This window comes from Vibrio sp. SCSIO 43133 (genome assembly GCF_023716845.1).
Classification (GTDB): Bacteria; Pseudomonadota; Gammaproteobacteria; order Enterobacterales; family Vibrionaceae; genus Vibrio; species Vibrio mediterranei.
The window spans coordinates 574,872-594,853 of record NZ_CP068025.1 but is presented as its reverse complement, the minus strand read 5'-3'; the positions used below and the strand labels follow the sequence as shown (position 1 = coordinate 594,853).

At 42.3% G+C, this 19,982-nt stretch carries 19 protein-coding genes; 12 read left to right on the top strand and 7 right to left on the bottom strand.

The window, feature by feature from the left end; genetic code table 11:
- Positions 1-35: 35 nt before the first annotated feature.
- A complete protein-coding gene (locus JKJ11_RS19495) occupies positions 36-878 on the bottom strand; it encodes a patatin-like phospholipase family protein (RefSeq protein WP_198558965.1) in 843 nt (280 codons plus the stop codon).
- 272 nt (positions 879-1,150) lie between these two features.
- Between JKJ11_RS19495 and JKJ11_RS19490 the strand changes: the two genes are divergently transcribed.
- The 3 genes from JKJ11_RS19490 (at position 1,151) to JKJ11_RS19480 (ending at position 4,480) form a co-directional block, all read left to right on the top strand.
- On the top strand, positions 1,151-2,203 hold the full coding sequence (locus JKJ11_RS19490; protein WP_006071694.1) for a cysteine synthase A: 1,053 nt from the start codon (positions 1,151-1,153) through the stop codon (positions 2,201-2,203).
- A gap of 617 nt (positions 2,204-2,820) precedes the next feature.
- On the top strand, positions 2,821-3,768 hold the full coding sequence (locus JKJ11_RS19485; RefSeq protein WP_252039821.1) for a hypothetical protein: 948 nt from the start codon (positions 2,821-2,823) through the stop codon (positions 3,766-3,768).
- 496 nt (positions 3,769-4,264) lie between these two features.
- Positions 4,265-4,480, top strand: coding sequence for a hypothetical protein (locus JKJ11_RS19480; protein ID WP_252039820.1), 216 nt, complete (start codon positions 4,265-4,267; stop codon positions 4,478-4,480).
- A 47-nt stretch (positions 4,481-4,527) separates the two neighbouring features.
- On the opposite strand, the gene JKJ11_RS19475 is transcribed toward JKJ11_RS19480, so the two are convergent.
- Positions 4,528-5,310, bottom strand: coding sequence for a M48 family metallopeptidase (locus tag JKJ11_RS19475; RefSeq protein WP_252039819.1), 783 nt, complete (start codon positions 5,308-5,310; stop codon positions 4,528-4,530).
- Between the two features lie 139 nt (positions 5,311-5,449).
- Between JKJ11_RS19475 and JKJ11_RS19470 the strand changes: the two genes are divergently transcribed.
- The 5 genes from JKJ11_RS19470 to cutA all read left to right on the top strand — a co-directional run bounded on the left by JKJ11_RS19470 (position 5,450) and on the right by cutA (position 8,487).
- Positions 5,450-5,884, top strand: coding sequence for a hotdog fold thioesterase (locus JKJ11_RS19470; protein ID WP_006071705.1), 435 nt, complete (start codon positions 5,450-5,452; stop codon positions 5,882-5,884).
- Complete coding sequence (locus JKJ11_RS19465; protein WP_006071706.1) at positions 5,881-6,114, top strand: DUF3389 domain-containing protein; 234 nt, start codon at positions 5,881-5,883, stop codon at positions 6,112-6,114. Before JKJ11_RS19470 ends, JKJ11_RS19465 begins: the two co-directional genes overlap by 4 nt.
- Positions 6,115-6,177: 63 nt before the next feature.
- Positions 6,178-7,899: an SgrR family transcriptional regulator gene (locus JKJ11_RS19460; RefSeq protein ID WP_236111632.1), complete on the top strand. Its 1,722-nt coding sequence runs from the start codon at positions 6,178-6,180 to the stop codon at positions 7,897-7,899.
- A 4-nt stretch (positions 7,900-7,903) separates the two neighbouring features.
- A complete protein-coding gene (locus JKJ11_RS19455; RefSeq protein ID WP_006071709.1) occupies positions 7,904-8,155 on the top strand; it encodes a hypothetical protein in 252 nt (83 codons plus the stop codon).
- An 11-nt stretch (positions 8,156-8,166) separates the two neighbouring features.
- Positions 8,167-8,487, top strand: coding sequence for a divalent-cation tolerance protein CutA (cutA, locus tag JKJ11_RS19450; RefSeq protein ID WP_006071711.1), 321 nt, complete (start codon positions 8,167-8,169; stop codon positions 8,485-8,487).
- Here the strand turns inward: cutA and JKJ11_RS19445 are convergent.
- Entirely contained in the window at positions 8,477-9,085 is a 609-nt protein-coding gene (locus JKJ11_RS19445; RefSeq protein ID WP_038222427.1) for a DUF2238 domain-containing protein, read from the bottom strand. The genes cutA and JKJ11_RS19445 overlap by 11 nt on opposite strands.
- A 199-nt stretch (positions 9,086-9,284) precedes the next feature.
- Here JKJ11_RS19445 and JKJ11_RS19440 point away from each other — a divergent pair, with 199 nt between their 5' ends.
- Both JKJ11_RS19440 and JKJ11_RS19435 read left to right on the top strand, forming a co-directional pair.
- Positions 9,285-10,124, top strand: coding sequence for an isopenicillin N synthase family dioxygenase (locus JKJ11_RS19440; protein ID WP_252039818.1), 840 nt, complete (start codon positions 9,285-9,287; stop codon positions 10,122-10,124).
- A gap of 102 nt (positions 10,125-10,226) precedes the next feature.
- Positions 10,227-10,838 (top strand): DNA-J related domain-containing protein, encoded by a 612-nt coding sequence (locus tag JKJ11_RS19435; RefSeq protein ID WP_252039817.1) that lies wholly within the window; start codon positions 10,227-10,229, stop codon positions 10,836-10,838.
- 36 nt (positions 10,839-10,874) lie between these two features.
- Here the strand turns inward: JKJ11_RS19435 and JKJ11_RS19430 are convergent, their stop codons facing one another.
- The 4 genes from JKJ11_RS19430 to tesA all read right to left on the bottom strand — a co-directional run bounded on the left by JKJ11_RS19430 (position 10,875) and on the right by tesA (position 16,634).
- A complete protein-coding gene (locus JKJ11_RS19430; protein ID WP_006071719.1) occupies positions 10,875-12,530 on the bottom strand; it encodes an ABC-ATPase domain-containing protein in 1,656 nt (551 codons plus the stop codon).
- A gap of 87 nt (positions 12,531-12,617) precedes the next feature.
- On the bottom strand, positions 12,618-14,507 hold the full coding sequence (locus tag JKJ11_RS19425) for a putative bifunctional diguanylate cyclase/phosphodiesterase (protein WP_252039816.1): 1,890 nt from the start codon (positions 14,505-14,507) through the stop codon (positions 12,618-12,620).
- Between the two features lie 184 nt (positions 14,508-14,691).
- Positions 14,692-15,888, bottom strand: a complete 1,197-nt coding sequence (fabV, locus tag JKJ11_RS19420) for an enoyl-ACP reductase FabV (protein ID WP_006071722.1) — start codon at positions 15,886-15,888, stop codon at positions 14,692-14,694.
- Positions 15,889-16,025: 137 nt separating this feature from the next.
- Positions 16,026-16,634, bottom strand: coding sequence for a multifunctional acyl-CoA thioesterase I/protease I/lysophospholipase L1 (gene tesA / locus JKJ11_RS19415; protein WP_006071723.1), 609 nt, complete (start codon positions 16,632-16,634; stop codon positions 16,026-16,028).
- On the opposite strand from tesA, the gene JKJ11_RS19410 reads away from it, so the two are divergent.
- A complete protein-coding gene (locus tag JKJ11_RS19410) occupies positions 16,633-17,307 on the top strand; it encodes an ABC transporter ATP-binding protein (protein ID WP_006071725.1) in 675 nt (224 codons plus the stop codon). The two genes, tesA and JKJ11_RS19410, sit on opposite strands and share 2 nt — an antisense overlap.
- 3 nt (positions 17,308-17,310) lie before the next feature.
- Positions 17,311-19,743, top strand: a complete 2,433-nt coding sequence (locus tag JKJ11_RS19405) for an ABC transporter permease (protein ID WP_124942139.1) — start codon at positions 17,311-17,313, stop codon at positions 19,741-19,743.
- Positions 19,744-19,982 lie beyond the last annotated feature (239 nt).

Genomic DNA, 19,982 nt, shown 5'->3' with positions numbered 1-19,982 from the left:
TATTCGTAAAATGGTGAGCGCAAAGACAACACACTTTATGTATCTTGCTGTACCGCTTTGTCTGCTGCTCTTAACCCCATCTGATATCCCGCTTCAAGCTTGTCTTTATTTGTTGTTAGCCGTCCCACAGAAAAACTATCTTCGGGAGTAATAACGTGAATATTGCAGTCGGGTGGAGGATTGTTAATAAACTCCATCGTTTGGTTATATTGATCTGCGCGGTTGATCATAGCTTCTGCCAGTAGAGGAGTGTTTTTCATAAATCGACGCAGTAGCCAAGGTGCTTTAGGTGGTCGTTTGACATAGCCTTGCTTTTGCGACAGAACCACTGTGATGACCTTAGCGCCTCTTTTGTACGCCTCAATCACGGGAATTGAATCACCAACTCCTCCATCAATCATCTTTCTTCCATCGATATCTATAGGCGTTCGGTAGGCGACAGGCACTGAGCATGATGCCTTTAGAATCATTTCTAAATTACTTTGTGATCCTAATGTGTATACAGGAGCTCCTGTGTTAATGTCGGTTGTAACAATATGGAAAGGAATAGGCTGCTCGTTAAATGCTTGCATATCATAGGGATAATGTATCGCGATATGATCCCATAACCAGTCGAGATCTAGCCAGTGACCACCCTTAGCAAAGTTATGGAAGTTAATAAATTCTGGACGACACGAGTAGTCAGCAATGATGGTGTAGGTTCGTCCTCGTTGATTGGATAACCACGAGGCTATATTAGTCGCCCCTGCAGAAACTCCAATACAAAAATCAAAAGGATTATAATTATGGTCGATAAAGCCATCTAAAACCCCAGCGGCAAAGATACCTCGCATAGCGCCGCCTTCGACGACTAAGGCATGTTTCGTTTTCTGTAACATGAAAAATTGATTCCTTTAGAGTTTTACAGGCGTTTCCATTTGACCCGTTGACCTTGCTATTACGGCGTTAAACACTGAATGTACGAGTGGTCTGATGTGTAATTGGTTTAAGATAAAATACCAAACTCCGTCGAGCTTCTCTATACGAAAGCGCTTTATAAATACCATCTTCCTTTGCACTTATCTTGACTAAGCAATCCACCTAACTACGCTTATGATAATTAACAATGAAGATACACGCTAAATAAATCAGATAGATAAGTGGAGCCATTATGTCAATTGCCTCTATTGCAAACAATGTCAGTGAACTAATCGGTGACACCGATCTGGTCAGAATTAATAGCCTTTCAGAGATATCAGGTTGTAACATCCTTCTCAAGTGCGAACAACAGAACCCAGGTGGTTCAATAAAAGATAGAGCCGCGCTTCAGTTGGTGACCGATGCCATTGACGCGGGAAAACTAAAACCCGGTATGACTATAGTAGAAGGGACCGCAGGAAATACCGGCATCGGGCTCGCACTAGTGGCTAAGGCACTTGGTTACAAGATGTTGGTCGTGATGCCAAAAGGGCAGGCGAAAGAAAAAGAACGAATGATTTCCCTCTATGGCGCAGAACTGTTGCTAGTCGACCCTTGCCCATTTGCAAACCCTGAACACTTTTACCACACTGCCAAGAGGATAGGTGAGGAGCATGAAGATTACTGGTGGGCTGATCAGTTTGAGAACCTAAGCAATTACCGAGCGCACTATTTAAACACGGGCCCCGAAATCTGGCGACAAACCGAAGGCAATATAGACGCATTAGTGTCTGTAGTAGGGACAGGTGGTACAATTGCCGGAAACTCTCACTACCTCTCGCAGCAACAGCCAAATCTGAAAACGTGGCTGGTCGACCCTGATGGCTCAGGTATTCATTCTTTTCTGCAAAACGGAGAATACCAATCTACAGGGAGTTCGTTTACCGAAGGGATAGGCATTATGAGAACGGTAGATAACTTCAGGCAGGCGAAAATCAACCACGCAATCACTTTGCCTGATCAGGATTTAGTAGCTATCTCTCGTTTGGTAGCGGAACATGACGGTATTGTTCTTGGCAGCAGTTCTTCACTGAACGTTGCGGGAGCGTTGTACACTGCTGCGAGAATGGGCAAAGGAAAAACAATTGTTACTTTTAGCTGTGACTTGGCGGATCGTTCCTACTCAAAGTTGTACAACGAGGATTTTCTAAAAGAGAGAGGGATAAGTCTCAAGACTGAAACTCTTGAGGAGATATGGGCACGTTACCAAGCTGATGATGATAGCAGAGTTGTTGATGTCTCTTGATGTATTAAAATGAAAAAAGCGAGTCTACGACTCGCTTTATATCTCTTAATTAACTTCTATTCTAACACTGAATTAGCGTCAGAGATTGCACTACTTCCGGTGGCTAAAAAGCTAACAACTTCCGATTGCATCTCTGCGTGATACGCTAAATCACTCAGGTTATCGGTGTCTTGGACCGAAATGAAGGTAGAGTGTTTACCAATATTACGAAAACGTACAAATGGAGAAGACTACTACCACTCCCAAAGCAACGATTAAGAGCATGTTGCGTGTCTCCCTGCGCTTTGATGTACCTAGTAATTAACTTGTGTACAAGGTTGGATCGTCTTAGTGAGATGAGAATCTTAGAAAGACGAAAGAGAGTAGCGATGGAGTCGTATCAACTCATTTGTGAACTGAAACCACGATGATTCAGATTGTTCCTTAGGCTTTCGTTTATTGTAGATTTAAAGATGTATACAATTAACATTCATGATTCTAATTTATCACCTGAATAAAATATGCCCATGATCTCACCTTTGAAATAAATGTCAGAACAATGTTAGCGTTTGCTTGTTTCTATCTATCGCCAAAGATATGATTGAAACTAAGTAAACTAACAATTAACGTCAAATATTATGAAGAACATAACAAAGCCAGTATTGCTTCTCTCTGTTTTGCTCCCTTCTGTTTCATTTGCTCAACTGCAATTGTCGCCAGAGGAGTTGGCTAAGAAGAAAGAGATCTATACAAAATTCGATACCCAAAGTGTCAATATAAAGCTCAAACAGTTTTACGATGAAGTTGATATACTGCGATATAATAATGATGCAGTGATTAATGAAATTGGTAACAAGCAAGAAGATATAGAGTCTACATATAATTCGTTAGTGAATCTTACGAGTGAAAAAAAAGAAATTAACGAGTATCTTATTAATCGACTGCAAAATAATATTGCTATTTATAATGAAAGCGTTGCTAAGTTAAATAGTGATACTAATAAAGAAGCTCAGCTTGTTAAGAAGATAAAAAATAATGAAGACGAAAAGCAAGCCATAGAAAAGAGCAAAGAGCTAGAGCTTGCCAAACTAAAAAAAGACATTGAGACGAGGCTCAAGCAAGATGCTGATAAGGAGAAAAAAGTCTTCTTTGATGGAAAGGTTATTTGCTCAAGTTCAATGACCTTAAGTGATTGTTTTAATAAAAATAAAGCAAACATTGTTAGCCAGGCCATGAAGTCAACGATTGGTGAGTACAGGGTTCATGCAACAAAAGTTGAAGATGCTAACCTAAACATTAATGGTACGTTGTCTTATAGCGTTGCAATCACGTATACACAACCTTTTTCTTTACTTACTATAAAAGAGATAAATAAAGAACTTGGAATAAGTACCAAAGACATTAAACTGTCCTCAAATAAAGAAGCTACATACTACATTAATGGTAAAAAAGTGGGTGAAGGCAAAGAGGTCTTGTTTAGAAATTCATATAACTCAAAAGTGATTGTAAAGGCTGTCTACGATAAAAAGTCACAGTCTTCAATTGAAGAGTTAGGTCCGGAAAATGACTTATATTATCCATTTTAATATTGGATAATACCATTTTATGGTTTTGGTTAGTTATACTAAATAACTTTTATAGATCTATTGATTATAACCCAATGTGTTGAGCACGTTTGTGCTCAACTACTGCATTTTATAAACTAAAATCATAAATATGGCACTTGATTCATAACTGTCAAAAAAATGTCAGTGACAAAAAAATAACGCTTTGTGCTTATTTTATATTCTATGTTAAAGGCCCAAGATGAAACATTTTACCGACTCAGTGAGGAAATCACTAAAAAGAGAAGATTGGTATGCTGCCTTATTAACTGCACTCACGTTGCCCGATATATGTGGCAGGCTAGAAAACCCTCAGAAGCAACCTAGGGCGAGGTATCAAAAGTGGTATCAAATATGGGTTTCTTCGCAGTTAGCGGAAAAAACTAATAAACAAACTCGTACCATCTTGCAGCTCCGTGGAGAGGAGTTATATGCGCTCAGATGTGCTTTCTTTCATGAGACAGGTAGTGGCCTAGAGATGAGTAAGTCTCTAAAGATGGTCAAGAAATATAGATTCGTCACTCCTGAAGCATATCTAACGCTGGATGAAAGCAGCATTAAGGAACAAATGGCAATCCCTATCGACACCATTTGTCTTGCTTTAGCGACAGCGACTGATGCTTGGTTTGATAACGTAAGGGATGACCCGGTCGTCATAGAGAGATTAGGCGGCATTCTAAAGGTGCATGGTTAATCAAGCCACCTCTGAAGTATCTTTTACTTAGAAGTGGCGTAACTGAACTATTTACAGCTAGGTTTAATCGTATCGTAATTCGGTAACGTCGCCGCTTTTGCTCTTAAGTCTGAAATACGAGTATCGTGAGATGGGTGAGTGGACAGAAGTTCTGGTGGTTGACTCCCTCCAGATGCTTTTGCCATGTTCTTCCATAACTCGACACTCTGATTGGGATCAAATCCGCTTTTCGCCATTAATTCTAACCCAACAATATCCGCTTCTGACTCTTGAGTTCGACCGTAAGGTAATATCACTCCATATTGAACCCCAACACCTAAAGCGGCCATTGTGACATCGCGATACTGAGAGCCGCCAAGTGCGGTATTTGTAATTTGAAGTCCCGTATTGGCTAGTTGTGATTGTGATAAGCGTTCGTTACTGTGGTCTGCCAAAACGTGAGCCACTTCGTGGCCTATAACTGTAGCGAGTTGGTCTGGAGTCACTGCTACATTCAATAGCCCTGTATAGACCCCGATTTTACCACCTGGTAGTGCGAAGGCATTAACTTGATCGGAATCGAATACGACCACTTCCCATTCGCTGAATTCAGGCTGGGGTGGTACGTGGTCTGTGATGGTTTTTGCCACACATTGAACATAAGCATTCACTTCTTTATCAGTGCTTACTTTTTGTTCGTTCTTCATTTGCTCAAAAGATTGAGCACCTAATTGACTCATTTGCGCGTCTGAGAACAGAATCAGTTGATTCCGTCCGGTTGGAGACGATGAACATGCTGCAATTGCAGTAGTGACCGCTGCAAAGCAGCAAACCTTTGTCCAAGTCTTCATATGTGAGACTCCCTTAAATGTTATCCGTCCCCTAAGTTGGAATAAGGGGAAACGTGTTACCTACATTTTGATATTTGCCATTCGTGTTAACCACAGGCATCATTCTTATAATTAGTTCACCTAAGTATAGGATTTATCGATGAGTATTTGGAAGAAGAATATCTCATTAGAGGCGTTAAATCGCACTTCTAAGAACACGTTAATTGAGCACCTACAAATTGAATATACGGCGTTCACCGATGACACGTTAAGTGCGACGATGCCTGTAAGTAGCATCACGCATCAGCCGTTGGGGATGCTTCATGGCGGTGCATCTGTCGTGTTAGCAGAGACTTTAGGATCGCTTGCTGCGAACTATTGTGTTGATAATGACCATTACTGTGTAGGATTAGACATCAACGCTAACCATGTGCGAGCGATGCGTTCTGGCTTCGTAATAGGCACAGCACGGCCTTTACACCTTGGTGTTTCAACTCAAGTTTGGCAAATCGATATTACCGATGAGAAGCAGAGGTTAGTGTGTACAAGCCGCTTAACGATTGCGGTGAAAAAGAATAAAAAGGCTAGCCGATGATCGTCGATTTTTCTCAAGGTAAGGTGATTGCTACGCCACATGAAATGGTAGTGCGGCTAGCGGTGAGCAATGTGACTTTGCAAGCCCAAGTAGATGCGTTACAACTTATCATTCCAGCATGCGTTATTTCCGCTAATGGTGCGGAGTGTAAATGGTCCGTCAAATTAGACAGTGAGGAACAACTTCGTGCTATTTCCGATGAGACTGGGATAGCGATTTTGACACTGTAACTTGCCAAATAAGCTAATAAAGAGGAAACTTATTTCCAAGTCAACGAATGGTATTTCCTCTTTATGAGCAGTCCCCGCCTAAGAAAGCAATTTGAGATTTTATTTGAGCACTTTTCAGGTCAAGATGCTGAAACACAACTAGAAGATGTGACTGGTATTTTGTTCTGTACTAGGCGAAATGCCCGTATCGTGCTTAACAAACTTGAAGAAGAAGGGTGGATTGAATGGCACCCAGCGGCAGGTCGAGGAAAGCTCTCTCAACTTATCTTCAAACAGAATCGAAATGATGTGAGCGAAACGCTGGCAAGGCGTTACTTGGAAGAGGGGCGTATTGGTCATGCATTAAATGTGCTCGACAAAGACGCAAGTCGATTATCTAATGTTATTCAAAGCTACTTAGGGGTAACTCAATCAGACGGTAAACAAGTCATCCGACTTCCATACTACCGCGCGTTGTCGATGCTTAATCCAACTAAGCCAATGCGCCGTTCTGAAATTCATATAGCACGCCAAGTATTCAGTGGGTTAACTAAATTTGACGAGAATGATGTCCTACAACCGGATATTGCTCACCATTGGCAACAGATCTCTGAAACGCAATGGCGTTTCTACATACGACCTGGTATTCGCTTCCATAACGGTGAACTGCTCAAAATTGACCACATAATTCAAAGTATTGAAACGTTAAAAGGCGCTAACCTTTATAAGCATTTGGACAAAGTTATCTCGCCATCAGCATGGGTCATTGATGTCTACTTTACACAACCCGATTTTCAAGCTCCGATGCTTTTTGCCGAGAATATGGCCAAGGTATTGCCGCCTGAAAATATGCGAGGTGATGACTTCGATCGATATCCTATTGGTACTGGCCCTTATTGTGTGACGACTAATAATGATAAGAGACTAATTTTATCCGCGTTCGATGGTTACTTTGGTTATCGTCCCTTGTTGGATACGGTGGAAGTATGGGTTATAGACGAAACGCATTCTACATTGGTTTTCCCTACATTGGCGGATCCGATTGCCGGAGCCCGCTCTGAAGTTCAAGACGACATCGAACTCGACCCTGGCTGCACCTATTTGTTGTTAAATCGCGTCTCTGGCATTGCTAAGGACGATCAGTGGGCTCGTTATCTGAGCAAAAAAATCAATTCGTTAGCGATTTTCCGTAAGCTACCGGAAAAGACCATTGAAGAACTTGGAATGATTCCCGCGCATGGGCTTAAGCCAGGCTGGTATCATCATCCGACTTCTGAGATACAAGAGCTGCAGAAGGCCGAGTATGAACATATCGCAGATAAAGAAATTAGAATTGCCTATTACGCAGAGCATCCAACGTTCCCAGAGATTGCAAAGGGCATTGAAGAATTACTAAAACAAGATGGAATTCGAACTAAGCTGGTGCGCTATGGTTTAGATTCTCCGGAATTCGATGATATCGATATATGGATTCGCCCTATGGGTATTGCTAGCAAACGCGAGGAAGCATTAGCAGGCTGGTTACTCGGCCACAGTGATATCGAACATATGTCTAAGCCTGAAGACTTTTACCAATGGTCTAAGATCGTCGAAGATTGGCGTGGAAAAGCGAATGAAAAGTTCCCAGCTCAAGAATTGGGTAAAAAGCTGATTCAAAGTTATCAAATCATTCCTATGTTTCATTGTTGGCTGGGTATCAGCAAAGACCATTGTGGTAGTTTGCAAAATGCCAAATGCAATGCGCTAGGTTGGTTTGACTTCAGTAAAGTGTGGGTCAAACCAGACGACCTTGAGATAAACAGTTAGTACAATGGCAAAACCTAATAAAAAAGGTCCAGTGAAGACCGTCGACATTTTCTGTTCCAAATGCGGCGCTAAACTATTTCGATATCGTAAAGGTGGAAAGGGCGCGCTGGTCAAGTGTTTTAAGGAACGGATTGCCGAAGATTTCACGGAGGAGCTCGGTGTTTGTCCTCAGTGCGCGAGTGTTTTCGGTAGAGATACATTAATTCGTGGTACGCCAGCGATCAAAATGGTTGGTGGAAAAGTTCGTATGAAATAGGGAAATAGTTGATGAAATCCAATGCCATAACGGTACTTACTACCGTATCAAATGAAAGACAAGCTGATGACTTAATTAAGGTATTATTGGAGAGTCGTCTCGCAGCATGCATTCAGACGCAAAACATCGGTAGCCACTATGTATGGGAAGGGAAAGTCTGTCATGATAAAGAAGTGTTGTTGATCATCAAATCGACTAATGAGGCCTACTCACGTCTAGAACGAACTATTATTGCCAACCACGAGTATGAAGTCCCACAGATTGTTGCCTTACCCATTGAGGCAGGATTTAGACCTTACCTCAATTGGTTAAAACAAAATGTTAAGCCTTAGCTGGCGTCTTTAGAGCAAAAAGTGTCAATGCCGTGATAGCACCTAGCGTGTCACATAGCATGTCCTTTTGCGCATCCCAAATGTCGCCTTGTGAGCCCAAAAAGGCGATCCCCTCATCTCCGCCAGCAATGGCAGCGTACCACCATTCTATGATTTCATAAGCTGCCGCTAGACTCATTATGGCGAATAACGCAAACATGATCGCTGGAATTTTGCTCATTACTTTATTGCGATAGACATATTCCGCAATAGGAAAGGCGTAAAGGCCAATGGAAAAGTGGGCAACTCTATCAAAGTTGTTTCGTTCAGAGCCAATTAACTGATTGAACCAATCAAAAGGAACTTCGGCGAACGTGTACTTCGCACCTATAGTGTGAAGGGCAAGCCAGATGAACATCAAAACGTAAGCGGGTTTGGAAAACTGGAATTTAGCAGATACTAGCCAAATGAGTAATAAGATGGCCACTGCAGGAACAATCTCTGCCACCCATACTGCTCGCGAGCTTGGCGCAATCGCTGAAAAGACAAAAACAAGACAATATAAACCGGTAAGAAAGGTGAGAATAGGGCAGTAACGCCTCGAGGTTCTGTAATTCATAATATTCGCTATCTAATATCTTTTTTTGTAAGCGTAGTATAACTTTAATAAAACACCGTTCAATTAGGTTGTAACCGTTTTTGGTGACGAATAGCACAAAACACGCAAGCGTTTACACAGCTATACAATAGATTCTTTGAAAAAACGCCAACTTTTTTCTAACATCTGCGTCAAATCATAACGACAAGAAAGCAAAGTCATGAAATTAGAAACGGTTGATTATTTAGCACCAGATGCAGCGGAGCAGTTTGTACGTTCATTGAGAGAAACGGGATTTGGGGTTCTTAAAAACCATCCAATTCCTCAAGAACTTGTAGAATCGATTTATCTGAACTGGCACGCGTTCTTTAGCACAGAAAGGAAGAATGAGTTTCACTTTAATGTAGAGACCCAAGACGGTTATTTCCCACCTAGTGTGTCTGAAGTTGCTAAAGGGCACTCAGTTAAGGACATTAAAGAGTACTTTCATGTCTATCCTTGGGGACAGATCCCAGAAGAGCTCAAAGAGCAAATTTTGGATTACTATCGAAGAGCGAATGAATTCGCTGCTGAGCTTCTTGGCTGGGTAGAAGAGAATGCTCCGAAAGAAGTAAGTGACAAGTTTTCGATTGAACTGTCTGAGATGATCAAGAACAGCGAAAAGACATTACTACGTGTACTGCATTATCCACCAATGACCGGTAACGAAGAGCCGGGCGCGATTCGTGCTGCTGCCCATGAAGATATTAACCTACTGACGGTTTTGCCTGCGGCGAATGAACCGGGCCTTCAAGTCATGACAAAGGATGATGAGTGGCTGGATGTTCCATGTGACTTTGGAAACTTAATCATCAACATCGGTGATATGCTGCAAGAAGCAAGTGGCGGATACTTCCCTTCGACAACTCACCGTGTTATCAATCCAACTGGTGAGAAGCAAGAGAAGTCTCGTATTTCATTACCACTATTCTTGCACCCAAATCCCGAGGTTGTACTGTCAGATAAATACACAGCTGATAGCTATCTAATGGAACGATTGAGAGAGTTAGGTGTTATCTAACGGATAGAATCAAGGTCAGCTTTATGCTGGCCTTTTTTTGTGTACTCAAGGGATGGAAGTGCTAATCTCTAAATGAAAGCACAGTGTAATAGGAGAGGATGATTGACAGGGTCTACAGATTGCGAAGTCAAATCTCATCGACAAGCAGATAACCCATTGCTTTGGTCGGTATTACATTTAATTGAGAACAATGTGGATGGTTTGAAAATTCACACCTTAGCTTCTCAACTCGCCGACGCAGGCTTGATACCTTCATTGGATGAATCTCCAGAAAAAGATCTTTTTAAACGAAACTTCTTACTAATGAATGCTCTGTATCAGCTACAAGAGTTACTGATACCCGAGAAGTGGTTGCAAGTCGAAGCTATGAACATTCAACTTTTCTCTTACCGTTCTGGGGACCACGCCATAGATAAAAATAACCCATTGAGAGAATATTATCTTGATTGGTCACACTATGAGGCTGATACAGGAGAGGTCAAACGTTTGTTAGAGGACTTTTGGCAACGGTATAAACATTTTGTTGGTGTTTCATCTGTGACAATGTCACGAAGTGTTGCGCTTAAGTGTTTTGAATTAAATGAGTGGGCAACACAAAGAGAGATAAGACAAGCGTGGCGTAAACTCGCCCTTAAGTGGCATCCGGACCGTGAAGGTGGGGATGTTGAGAAGTTTAGACGTTACTGCGAAGCGTGGTCACTATTGAAGGAGTAGTGAGTCTGATGACTCACTACATTTGGTATAACCCAATTAACGCGGCTGACGCATTTTCGCGCCTCTGAGGCGGTTTAAGGTCGCTAGCGTATCAACCAATCTTGGCTTTGCAAGATCACCTGAATTTGGCATAGTCGCACTCCAATCACCTTGAAGCAGTTCGGATAGCGCTTTTGGTGGATGTGTTGACCAGCCAGGCTGTTGTGCTAGTTGGAACAATAGCCAACCAATAGCATTGAGCTCAGAATTTGATTCAAGCTGCTCCAGTGCTTGGACATCAATAAACTCTTTTCCAAATCGTAAACTGTTTGCGCCTTTGCCAGATACTCGGAATTTTCCATCGATCAATAGCTGCTGTAGGTGTGCGCAATCAACATGACGAGGTGGAATCAGTTCCAGAGGTTTCTCACATTCATTCTGCCTCTCAGTTGGATGAAGCGCTATGACTTGTTGTGCTTTCTCTGTGACATCAATTGCCTGATAGTCATGCATTTGAATCACAGTATCCGCAACATCTAGGTAGTCGCCAGAACCACCCATAACAATGATAGTTGAAATGTCTAGCTCATCTCTTAACTGCCCAACACGGTCAACAAATGGTGTAATAGGCTCATCACCTTTAGATACTAGTGCTTGCATACGCTCATCACGAATCATGAAGTTCGTCGCTGAGGTATCTTCATCAATCATGATAGCGCTGGCACCTGCTTCAATGGATTCTTGTAGCCATGCTGCTTGAGACGTAGAACCTGAAGCATCTTGGGTACTGAAATCAGAGGTTTGTTTACCAAATGGCAGATGATTAATGTAATTACTCAAGTTTAAATTGTGAATTGAGCGTCCGTCTTCCGCTTTAATTTTGCATGAATCTGCATCGGTGACGATCCCTTCGCGACCATCACCAGGGATATGATCGTAAATGGAGCGTTCAAGTGCGTTAAGCAAAGTCGATTTACCATGGAAGCCGCCACCAACAATTAATGTGACACCTTTGGTGATACCCATGCCTTTAATATAACCTTGATTGGGACGATGTAACGTTACTTCGAGTGATTCTGGTGACGTGAATGGAATGGCGTCTTTCATTGGTAAATCACAGTTACCTGCGATTCGAGGTAATACACTTCCATTGGCAACGAAGGCAATTAAGTTATTCGCAGCAAGCTGCTCTCGTAGTGCTACCTGATCTTCTACTGCTTCGCAGTGCTTCTTAAGTTCTTGAATGTTTAATTCGCGCTCTAATGTCGCTTTACGAATATATTTTGGTAGATGGAACGTCAGCATATTAATGGCTTTCTTCGCTAAGATGCTGCGACCTTCCGCTGGCAAGTTAACGCGAAAACGAAGCTCAATCCCTTCGTCGGTAAAAATAACGGCTGTTGAGTCCATCACCGTTTGACCAGTTAATGAAATGGAGACATTGTTCTCTTGCTTTGCAAAAGCAGCAAATTGGCGAGCAATATAGTCTCGTGCGGCAATTTGATAAGCTGGTGACTGATCTTTTAACCATTCAAGACCGCTTGGTGCCCATTGTCTGAATGCTCGTACGCGAGATGCAGCTGCGTAAGGGTCAGATTGAACATGATCTATATGAAAATCAAAGTCAGAGAAATCGTAACTACCTTTGATTTGCTGGTAAGCACGATAATTTTGCTTCTCGATTTTTTTTAGTTTGGCGATTAATAGATCCATGTCGAATGTCTCGAATTTCTTAAGGTTGGTGCGGGATTATAGGAGCCTCACAGCTGCGGGTAAAGCACTATGCTGTAAAATAAAAGCTTATCGGATTATGAATTGCTTGGGCGGCGGGTACTGTTTTTCGAGATGGGCCTCAAATATATCTCTAGGCATTGGTTTAGCGTAGTAATACCCTTGTGCGACGTCGCAACTCTCGGTTGCTACGAATCGGTGTTGCTCTGATGTTTCTACACCTTCGACGACGACTTGCTTGTTTAGCTTTTTAGCTATATTGATTATTGAACGAAGTATCGCTTTATCCTGAGCATTGTGAAGTATGTTAGAGAGGAATTCTTTGTCTATTTTTATGCAATCGAATGGAAGTTTTCGAAGATAGCTAAACGAAGCATACCCAGTACCAAAATCATCAAGAGCAAATCGAACGCCATGTCCCTTAAGGCGAACTATATTTTGATAAGCCACTTCGAAGTTAGAAACAAGACAACTTTCAGTGAGTTCTAGTTCTAAATTGGTTGATGGTAACTCATTGTTTTCTAAAATCTCGAGAACTCTGTCAGCAAAGCGGGCTGAACAGATCTGTTTTGCAGATACGTTCACAGACAGAGTGAAATCAGGTGCGATTTCAATCCATTCAGACGCTTTATCAATCGCGCTCATTAGCACGAAATAACCTACTTCAACAATAAGCCCATTTTGTTCGGCCATATGAATTAGAGCTTCATTGGAGATGTCACCCAAAACAGGATGCTTCCAACGCAGCAGTACCTCCGCACCTATCCATTTATCATTCTTTAAGTCGATCTTTGGTTGAAAATAAAGAATAAGATCGTCATTTCTCACGGCCTGAAGTAAATAGTGTTCAAGCTGGTTAAACTCTTTCTGCTCATCTTGGTCTGCTTGGGTGAATGTACTTACAGTTGCCCCTGACTCTTTACATGATACTGCAGCGTGAAATGCGTTATTGATCAGGTCTGTAGAGTTATCGGTATGGTACGAGTTTGCCACGCCCATAAAGACATGTAGATGCACTTCTTGATCGCGATAAAACATGCCTTGCCGTGCTACTTCGGACAGTTGTCGGCAAAGGTTGGGTAAAAAGTGCTCGTCGAAAGAGGGAACAATGGTTGTTAATGCAAGTTCAGTCGTTGAAATACGAGCGTAGTAATGGATGTGTGGCGTGTTTTTGCTAATCTTCTGTTCCAATAACGATAGCAACGTATCAAAGCCATCGCAGCCAATCCTGGCTTGAATTCGTTCTCCGTTAGTGATTTGGATAAAAATGACAGAAAGATACGCATTACCGTCAATGATAGCCCGACTGTTGAATGAGGCTTCTAGAGCATTTTCCAACCCCTGTCTGTTTAACATGTTAGTGGCCGAATCATGATTTTTCTGATACTGCATCTGCCTTTCTAGAAGGGAATTTTTCGATTTTAGGTTTTGAAGATTTTGTTCAAGCAAAGCAATCTGGTGGTCACGTTCTTTAAGCGACGTTTTAAAGCTTAATTCCATGTCCAAAATCGTTTGTGAGAGTTTTTTTTGTGCAGCAATGGATTGAATCTGATCGACTAGTAGGCGTAGCGTGTTTTTTGCATCCTTATCAAATTGATGAATGATAAACGCTAAACCTAACGGCTTGTCGCTGGCGTTGAAGATTTCGAGATAATCGACAGTATATTGGGACATATCCATGTTTAGTTTGTCTAAAAGCTTTTCAAAATACTTGGCGATTGATTCATGGTTACAAGGGAATCGAAAGGGGGCAGAGGATTCACCTCCCTTTTGAAATAGTGACGTTGCGCTCTTATGGTCAATGTATTGTAAAGCTATCGATTGGTTTTGCAGTGTACAATATCCCCATACAGGTTCATTCATACGGTCACTTTCGTGTAATGTAAGTACGCCTCTTATCTTTCGAATATCCGAATCAGAAAGAAAGCCTAAAGGTTCTAACGCTTGATAATTACGCATAGATAGTTCCACATCCTGTGGTTTGTAATGATCACTGATTATTGATTCAACCGAACTTTATTATTCTTTAAGTATAAGTAGTCTATTAGCAGCGAGCGATGCACGGAGGCTTTACAGGTAGGTAGAGAGGGATAAGAATAACCACAGTCTCAAAAGTGAGACTGTGGTTAAAAGATGCAATAAACTATGGTTTTAATCGATAAAGACTATCTACATCAACTTCTTTAGAATAGTCGACCCCATCTAGGGCAAATCCATTCAGATTCAAGAATGTTCGCTGGAAACCTTCAAAATCACCAACGGCTTTGAAATTGTCTGCGTCCATTTGGTCGAGTAGCTTACCTACTTGATTTTGAATATCTGGATCCAGTTCCCAATCGTCCATTCGAATCAAACGCTCACCGTCCACTGGAATTTTGCTTTGGCCGTAGAGTTTGGTTGAAAACAAACGTTGCATCTGCTCAATACACTCTTCGTGCTTACCTTGTGCTTTCATGGTCTTGTACAAAGCAAGTAGGTAAGGGCTCAAACCCGGGATAAACACACTCGCTTTTGTGACCAGTGCTTTGCAAACTGCAGCGTAAGCGTTGCCATTGAAATTAGACAATTCCAAGTTTAAGGCATGGCTAGTTTGGTGTAAGTCTACTTTCGCTCGGCCAAGAGTTCCGTCTAAATAAATAGGGTGTGTTACTGCTGGGCCGATATACGAGAATGCAATAGTTTTGAATCCATCTGCTACAGAGTCAGAATTAACCAGAGTATCAATCCAGCTTTCCCAATCTTCGCCGCCCATGACTTTGAGTGTGCCTTCAATTTCTTCATCGTTGGCCGGCTCTAAAGTGGTGTCTTCCCATTGTTCAGTTTCTAGGTTGATAGTTGCACCGGAAACAGACTCTCCAATAGGTTTAATTGCAGAACGCCAGAAGCCACCTTCGCTATTCGGTCTTACTCCAGTAGCAAGGCTATAGATAACCAGATCCACTTCTCCTTCAAAGTAAGTCTCAATAGCCTCTATAACTTGTTCTCTTACGTCCGTTGAAAATGCGTCTCCAACGATGTTAATAGCGCGTCTACCGGCTTGCTCTGCACGTTTCTTGAAGTAAATGTTGTTGTACCATCCGGCAGAGCCGACGCCTTTCTCAGAAGGCCCTCGCTCGAAGGAAACACCAATGGTATCTGCCTCAGCACCACCAAATGTAAGAGCAATTCTCGCTGCTAATCCAAAACCAGAAGATGCACCAATAATGAGTACTCGTTTAGGTCCGTTCTTGATCGGATCGGCAGACTTTACGTAATCAATTTGGTTATCGACCGCCTTTTTACAGCCCTCTGGGTGGGCTGACCGTGCGACGACACCGCTGATAATCGGTTCAATTATCATTTATACAACCTATCTAAGACGATGATAAAGGAACAGAATAACGTAAAGTGTTGTAAATTATATTGAGCTAGGGCATCAAAAAGGTGAATCTGATGCCCTCAAATTGAGGAAACTTTAAAAAAGTTTCAATGGGAGAGTCAAAGGTGGGGTTGCATACTTTCTGCTACAAACTGGGCGATGAAAGGTTGTGCTTCTGGTTTTGGGTGTAATCCGTCTTCCATCATCCATTCTGGTTTGATAATGACTTGCTCTAAGAAGAAGGGTAACAAAGGTACCCCAGACTCTTGGGCAAGGGCAGGATAGATACCCTCAAACATCGATGCATAACGTTTTCCATAGTTCGGTGGAATACGAATTTGCATTAGCAGAACTTTTGAACCAGCCTGTTGACTCATCTCAATCAACGACGCCAAGTTGTTCTTGATTATGCTAGGCTGGAATCCTCTTAAGCCGTCGTTAGCACCTAATTCTATTAGGACGTAATCTGGCGAGTGTTGTTTAAGAAGACCAGGGAGCTTGGCGAGGCCATTGCTCGTAGTATCGCCAGAAACACTGCCGTTGATGACCTTCATCGGTTCATCACCTGATGATAACTCGTCAGATAACATCGTTGGCCAGCTCTGTTCTGCGCGCATGTTGTAACCTGCGCTTAAGCTGTCCCCGAGAATGAGTAACGTTGCCGCTTTTGCATGAAAAGAGGCCAAGGAAATAACAATTAAAACGAAATAGGAAAGTTGCCGAATCATGAGTTCTTCCATAATCAAAGCTGAATCAGTGACCAAAGTAGTGTCTACGAAAACGGAGCATTTAACAATCCTAGAGAATGTAAATCTGTCTATTCAAGAGGGTGAAAGCATCGCAATCGTGGGAACATCGGGTGCAGGTAAGTCAACCCTGATGACTTTGTTGGCTGGACTAGATGTACCTTCAAATGGGACGATTCAGCTGCTCGAACAAAACATATCCAGTCTTGATGATGAGGCTCGAGCCAAGATACGCAGTGACCATTTGGGTTTCGTTTTCCAAAGCTTTTTGTTGATTCCGAGTCTATCTGCTTTGGGTAATGTGACATTACCTTGCCTGTTGAAGGGAGAAGATGAGGATACTGAGAAAGCTAAAGCACTGTTAGAGTCGGTTGGTCTTGGTCATCGTATCGATCACTTGCCATCGCAATTGTCAGGGGGAGAACAACAACGTGTTGCTATTGCTAGAGCATTCATGACCAGTCCCAAAATCCTTTTCGCCGATGAGCCGACTGGAAACTTAGACCAAAATACAGCGCATAAGATCGTTGAGTTACTTTTTAATCTTAACAAAGAACATGGCACGACATTAGTGTTAGTTACCCATGATTTAACGCTAGCAAAACGTTGTGATCGCGTGTTCCACATGAATGCTGGAAAGTTGGAAGAGGAATAAGCGATGGCACAAGGAGGACTTAACAAAAGGCTAGTTAGTTGGAGCATTGATGAAATTAAGCAAGGGCAACTTTGGCCGATTGCTATCTCACTCACTCTAATCATTGCCTGTATCTTTGGCTTAGCAGCACTTGCAGAGCGGATGGAGCAAGTCATTGTCAAGCAGGGCAAAGATGCACTTACCGCTGATACGGTATACATCACAGCGAACCCGATAACGCCAATCAATCAACAATATATTGAGTCCTCTGGACTCAACGTTTCTTTTTATACTCGCTTTGCCACGATGTCTTTTAGTGATAATGGCATGCAGCTTATTACCGTTAAGGCAGTTGACGATAGATTTCCTTTGAGAGGAACATTAACCCTTGCAACCGATACGGGTACTCAGCATCGCGTGAAACCTGGAGAATTATGGCTGGACAGTCGGATCGCTGAGCAGCTTGGTGTTAGTCAGGGTGACGTTGTCACTGTTGGTGACGCAGATTTAACGGTGAGTGGCGTCATCTTGGAGGAGCCCGGTATTAGCTTTAATCCGTTCCAGCAGATGCCTACTGCATATATTCACCAAGATTCGGTAGATGCCACGGGTGCGGTACAATTGGGCAGTCGTGTTCAATTCAGGGCTTATTTAACGGGTGACGATACCGCGATTGCAACATTAAAAGACCAAATAGAGCTAACACCAAGTGACCGATGGCGAGATCAAAGCTCGGGTAGTCGTACTAATGAAATATTCGATCGAACCACTCAGTACTTGTCTCTTACGGTCGCTATCATCATTATTATGGCGGCAACAACGTTAGTTCTGACTTGTCAAAATTACGTCCAGAGCAGAAGACAAACTGTCGCTATGTTAAAAAGCTTAGGAGCAAGCAAAGCATGGTTGGTTCGCTGGCTTAGTATTCAAACTTTGTTGCTGGTGGTGTTAGCGATCTTTGCAGGTTTGGTATTGGGTACGCTTCTCGAAACGTTACTTCGATTGCCACTTACTGACCTGCTACCCGATCCACTTCCAAGTTATGGCATGACGCCAGCATTCATCGCTGTCGTTTCTAGCTTGTGTATCGGTGTACCAGCTCTGGGTATACCACTGTATAAACTTATCTCAGTCTCTTCTGTAGAGGTGTTACAAAGTGCAGATGAGAAGCGTGGCGGATTCATCTACCTATTGATTCTAGTTCCCCTTATTCCTTTGCTTATTGCGTATCGTGACAACAACTTAGTGTGGATAGTTCTCGCGGGCATCGTTGGGTTGTTTCTAGTTTTAGGGGCGATTAGCGTTGTTTTCACCTTACTTCTTTCAAAAGTGTCGCTGCCTGTCTCTATGAAACTGGCGGTCAGTCGCATCAACCGTAGCAAGCGGCATACTGGACTTCAATATGGTGCGTTAGGACTGTCATTAATGTTGTTGACGACAATCTGGTTAGTCCGAAGTGACTTATTAAGTGATTGGCAGCGAACACTGCCAGCAGACGCTCCTAATGCGTTTGCGCTTAATATAGGCGAACATGAGAAGCAAACATACCTAGATGCACTCGACGGCAACAATATCCAGCGTTCAGAGGCGTTTCCTATATCTAGAGGCAGATTAACTGAGATTAATGGGGAAGACGCTCAATCTCGACAAAAGCAAGGGCTAGAACAAGAAGATGCCCTAAGTAGGGAGCTTAACTTTACTTATGCTGCAACTCTTCCGACTTATAATGAGGTACTTGAGGGAGAATGGACTGAAACTAACGGTGTTTCAGTAGAGAAAGAGGTCGCAGAAAACCTGAATCTCAAACTTGGGGATGAACTTGGATTCACGATCAATGGGCAAAAGGTAACGGCAAAAATCAACTCCATTCGCTTTGTTGAGTGGCGCGATATGAAACCAAACTTCTACTTCATATTTACCCCTGATGTGCTGGCTGATATCCCAAGCGCGTGGTTAGTGAGCTTTCGACTCGAAGACAAAGATAATGCTTTAATTGGAGAATTATCACGAAATCACCCAACGGTGAGTTTAATGGATATTCGTTTGATGGGAGAGAAGATTCAAGGGTTACTTAGCCAAATAGTCTGGTCAATTACCGTATTAGCGGCATTGGGCGTTTTATCTGGGGTGTTACTCATCTTTACTTTACTCCGTTTGAGCTTATCTCAAAGACAGGCAGAGATTCGTCTGTACCGTACACTTGGCGCCAGTCGAAAACGAATTGTTCGGACGATATGGGCCGAGTACGGGATTATGGCGATAACAGCTGGCCTTGTCGCTACACTTGGCGCAGAAGTCGTAGTTGGTTCGATCATGAAATTCGGTTTTGAATTGCCGTGGAGTTGGCATTTATCCACGTGGGTAATGGTACCAGTAATCGCATTCGTTACATTAGCACTGGTGTTATTTTCATTGATACGACAAATGCTTACTACAAGTCAGAAGCAGTTTGCTTAATACTTAGCCACCGATTTTGATGAGTTATCCACAAAATCGGTGGATAAAGTCTTGGATAACTCGATAGTAAAATTACTGGCATAAAACTGTAACCATTGATTTATCGGTAATGGAAAGGAATTTCAATCAAAATCTACATTGGTTTGAGTTATGCACTGAATTACTGTCAAGAAAAACATCACAAAAATAGTGATTTTTTTTAATAAATTAAAAGGCTAAAATTGACCTCCTTTATAACG

Excerpts from the sequence above, each read along its gene's own strand:
- JKJ11_RS19490 (WP_006071694.1), top strand. The coding sequence starts at position 1,151 with ATGTCAATTGCCTCTATTGCAAACAATGTCAGTGAACTAATCGGTGAC.
- fabV (WP_006071722.1), bottom strand. The coding sequence starts at position 15,888 with ATGATAATTGAACCGATTATCAGCGGTGTCGTCGCACGGTCAGCCCAC.
- JKJ11_RS19460 (WP_236111632.1), top strand. The coding sequence starts at position 6,178 with ATGAGCAGTCCCCGCCTAAGAAAGCAATTTGAGATTTTATTTGAGCAC.
- JKJ11_RS19425 (WP_252039816.1), bottom strand. The coding sequence starts at position 14,507 with ATGCGTAATTATCAAGCGTTAGAACCTTTAGGCTTTCTTTCTGATTCG.
- JKJ11_RS19445 (WP_038222427.1), bottom strand. The coding sequence starts at position 9,085 with ATGAATTACAGAACCTCGAGGCGTTACTGCCCTATTCTCACCTTTCTT.
- JKJ11_RS19410 (WP_006071725.1), top strand. The coding sequence starts at position 16,633 with ATGAGTTCTTCCATAATCAAAGCTGAATCAGTGACCAAAGTAGTGTCT.
- JKJ11_RS19455 (WP_006071709.1), top strand. The coding sequence starts at position 7,904 with ATGGCAAAACCTAATAAAAAAGGTCCAGTGAAGACCGTCGACATTTTC.
- JKJ11_RS19465 (WP_006071706.1), top strand. The coding sequence starts at position 5,881 with ATGATCGTCGATTTTTCTCAAGGTAAGGTGATTGCTACGCCACATGAA.
- JKJ11_RS19475 (WP_252039819.1), bottom strand. The coding sequence starts at position 5,310 with ATGAAGACTTGGACAAAGGTTTGCTGCTTTGCAGCGGTCACTACTGCA.
- cutA (WP_006071711.1), top strand. The coding sequence starts at position 8,167 with ATGAAATCCAATGCCATAACGGTACTTACTACCGTATCAAATGAAAGA.
- JKJ11_RS19430 (WP_006071719.1), bottom strand. The coding sequence starts at position 12,530 with ATGGATCTATTAATCGCCAAACTAAAAAAAATCGAGAAGCAAAATTAT.
- tesA (WP_006071723.1), bottom strand. The coding sequence starts at position 16,634 with ATGATTCGGCAACTTTCCTATTTCGTTTTAATTGTTATTTCCTTGGCC.
- JKJ11_RS19405 (WP_124942139.1), top strand. The coding sequence starts at position 17,311 with ATGGCACAAGGAGGACTTAACAAAAGGCTAGTTAGTTGGAGCATTGAT.
- JKJ11_RS19485 (WP_252039821.1), top strand. The coding sequence starts at position 2,821 with ATGAAGAACATAACAAAGCCAGTATTGCTTCTCTCTGTTTTGCTCCCT.
- JKJ11_RS19480 (WP_252039820.1), top strand. The coding sequence starts at position 4,265 with ATGAGTAAGTCTCTAAAGATGGTCAAGAAATATAGATTCGTCACTCCT.
- JKJ11_RS19495 (WP_198558965.1), bottom strand. The coding sequence starts at position 878 with ATGTTACAGAAAACGAAACATGCCTTAGTCGTCGAAGGCGGCGCTATG.
- JKJ11_RS19440 (WP_252039818.1), top strand. The coding sequence starts at position 9,285 with ATGAAATTAGAAACGGTTGATTATTTAGCACCAGATGCAGCGGAGCAG.
- JKJ11_RS19470 (WP_006071705.1), top strand. The coding sequence starts at position 5,450 with ATGAGTATTTGGAAGAAGAATATCTCATTAGAGGCGTTAAATCGCACT.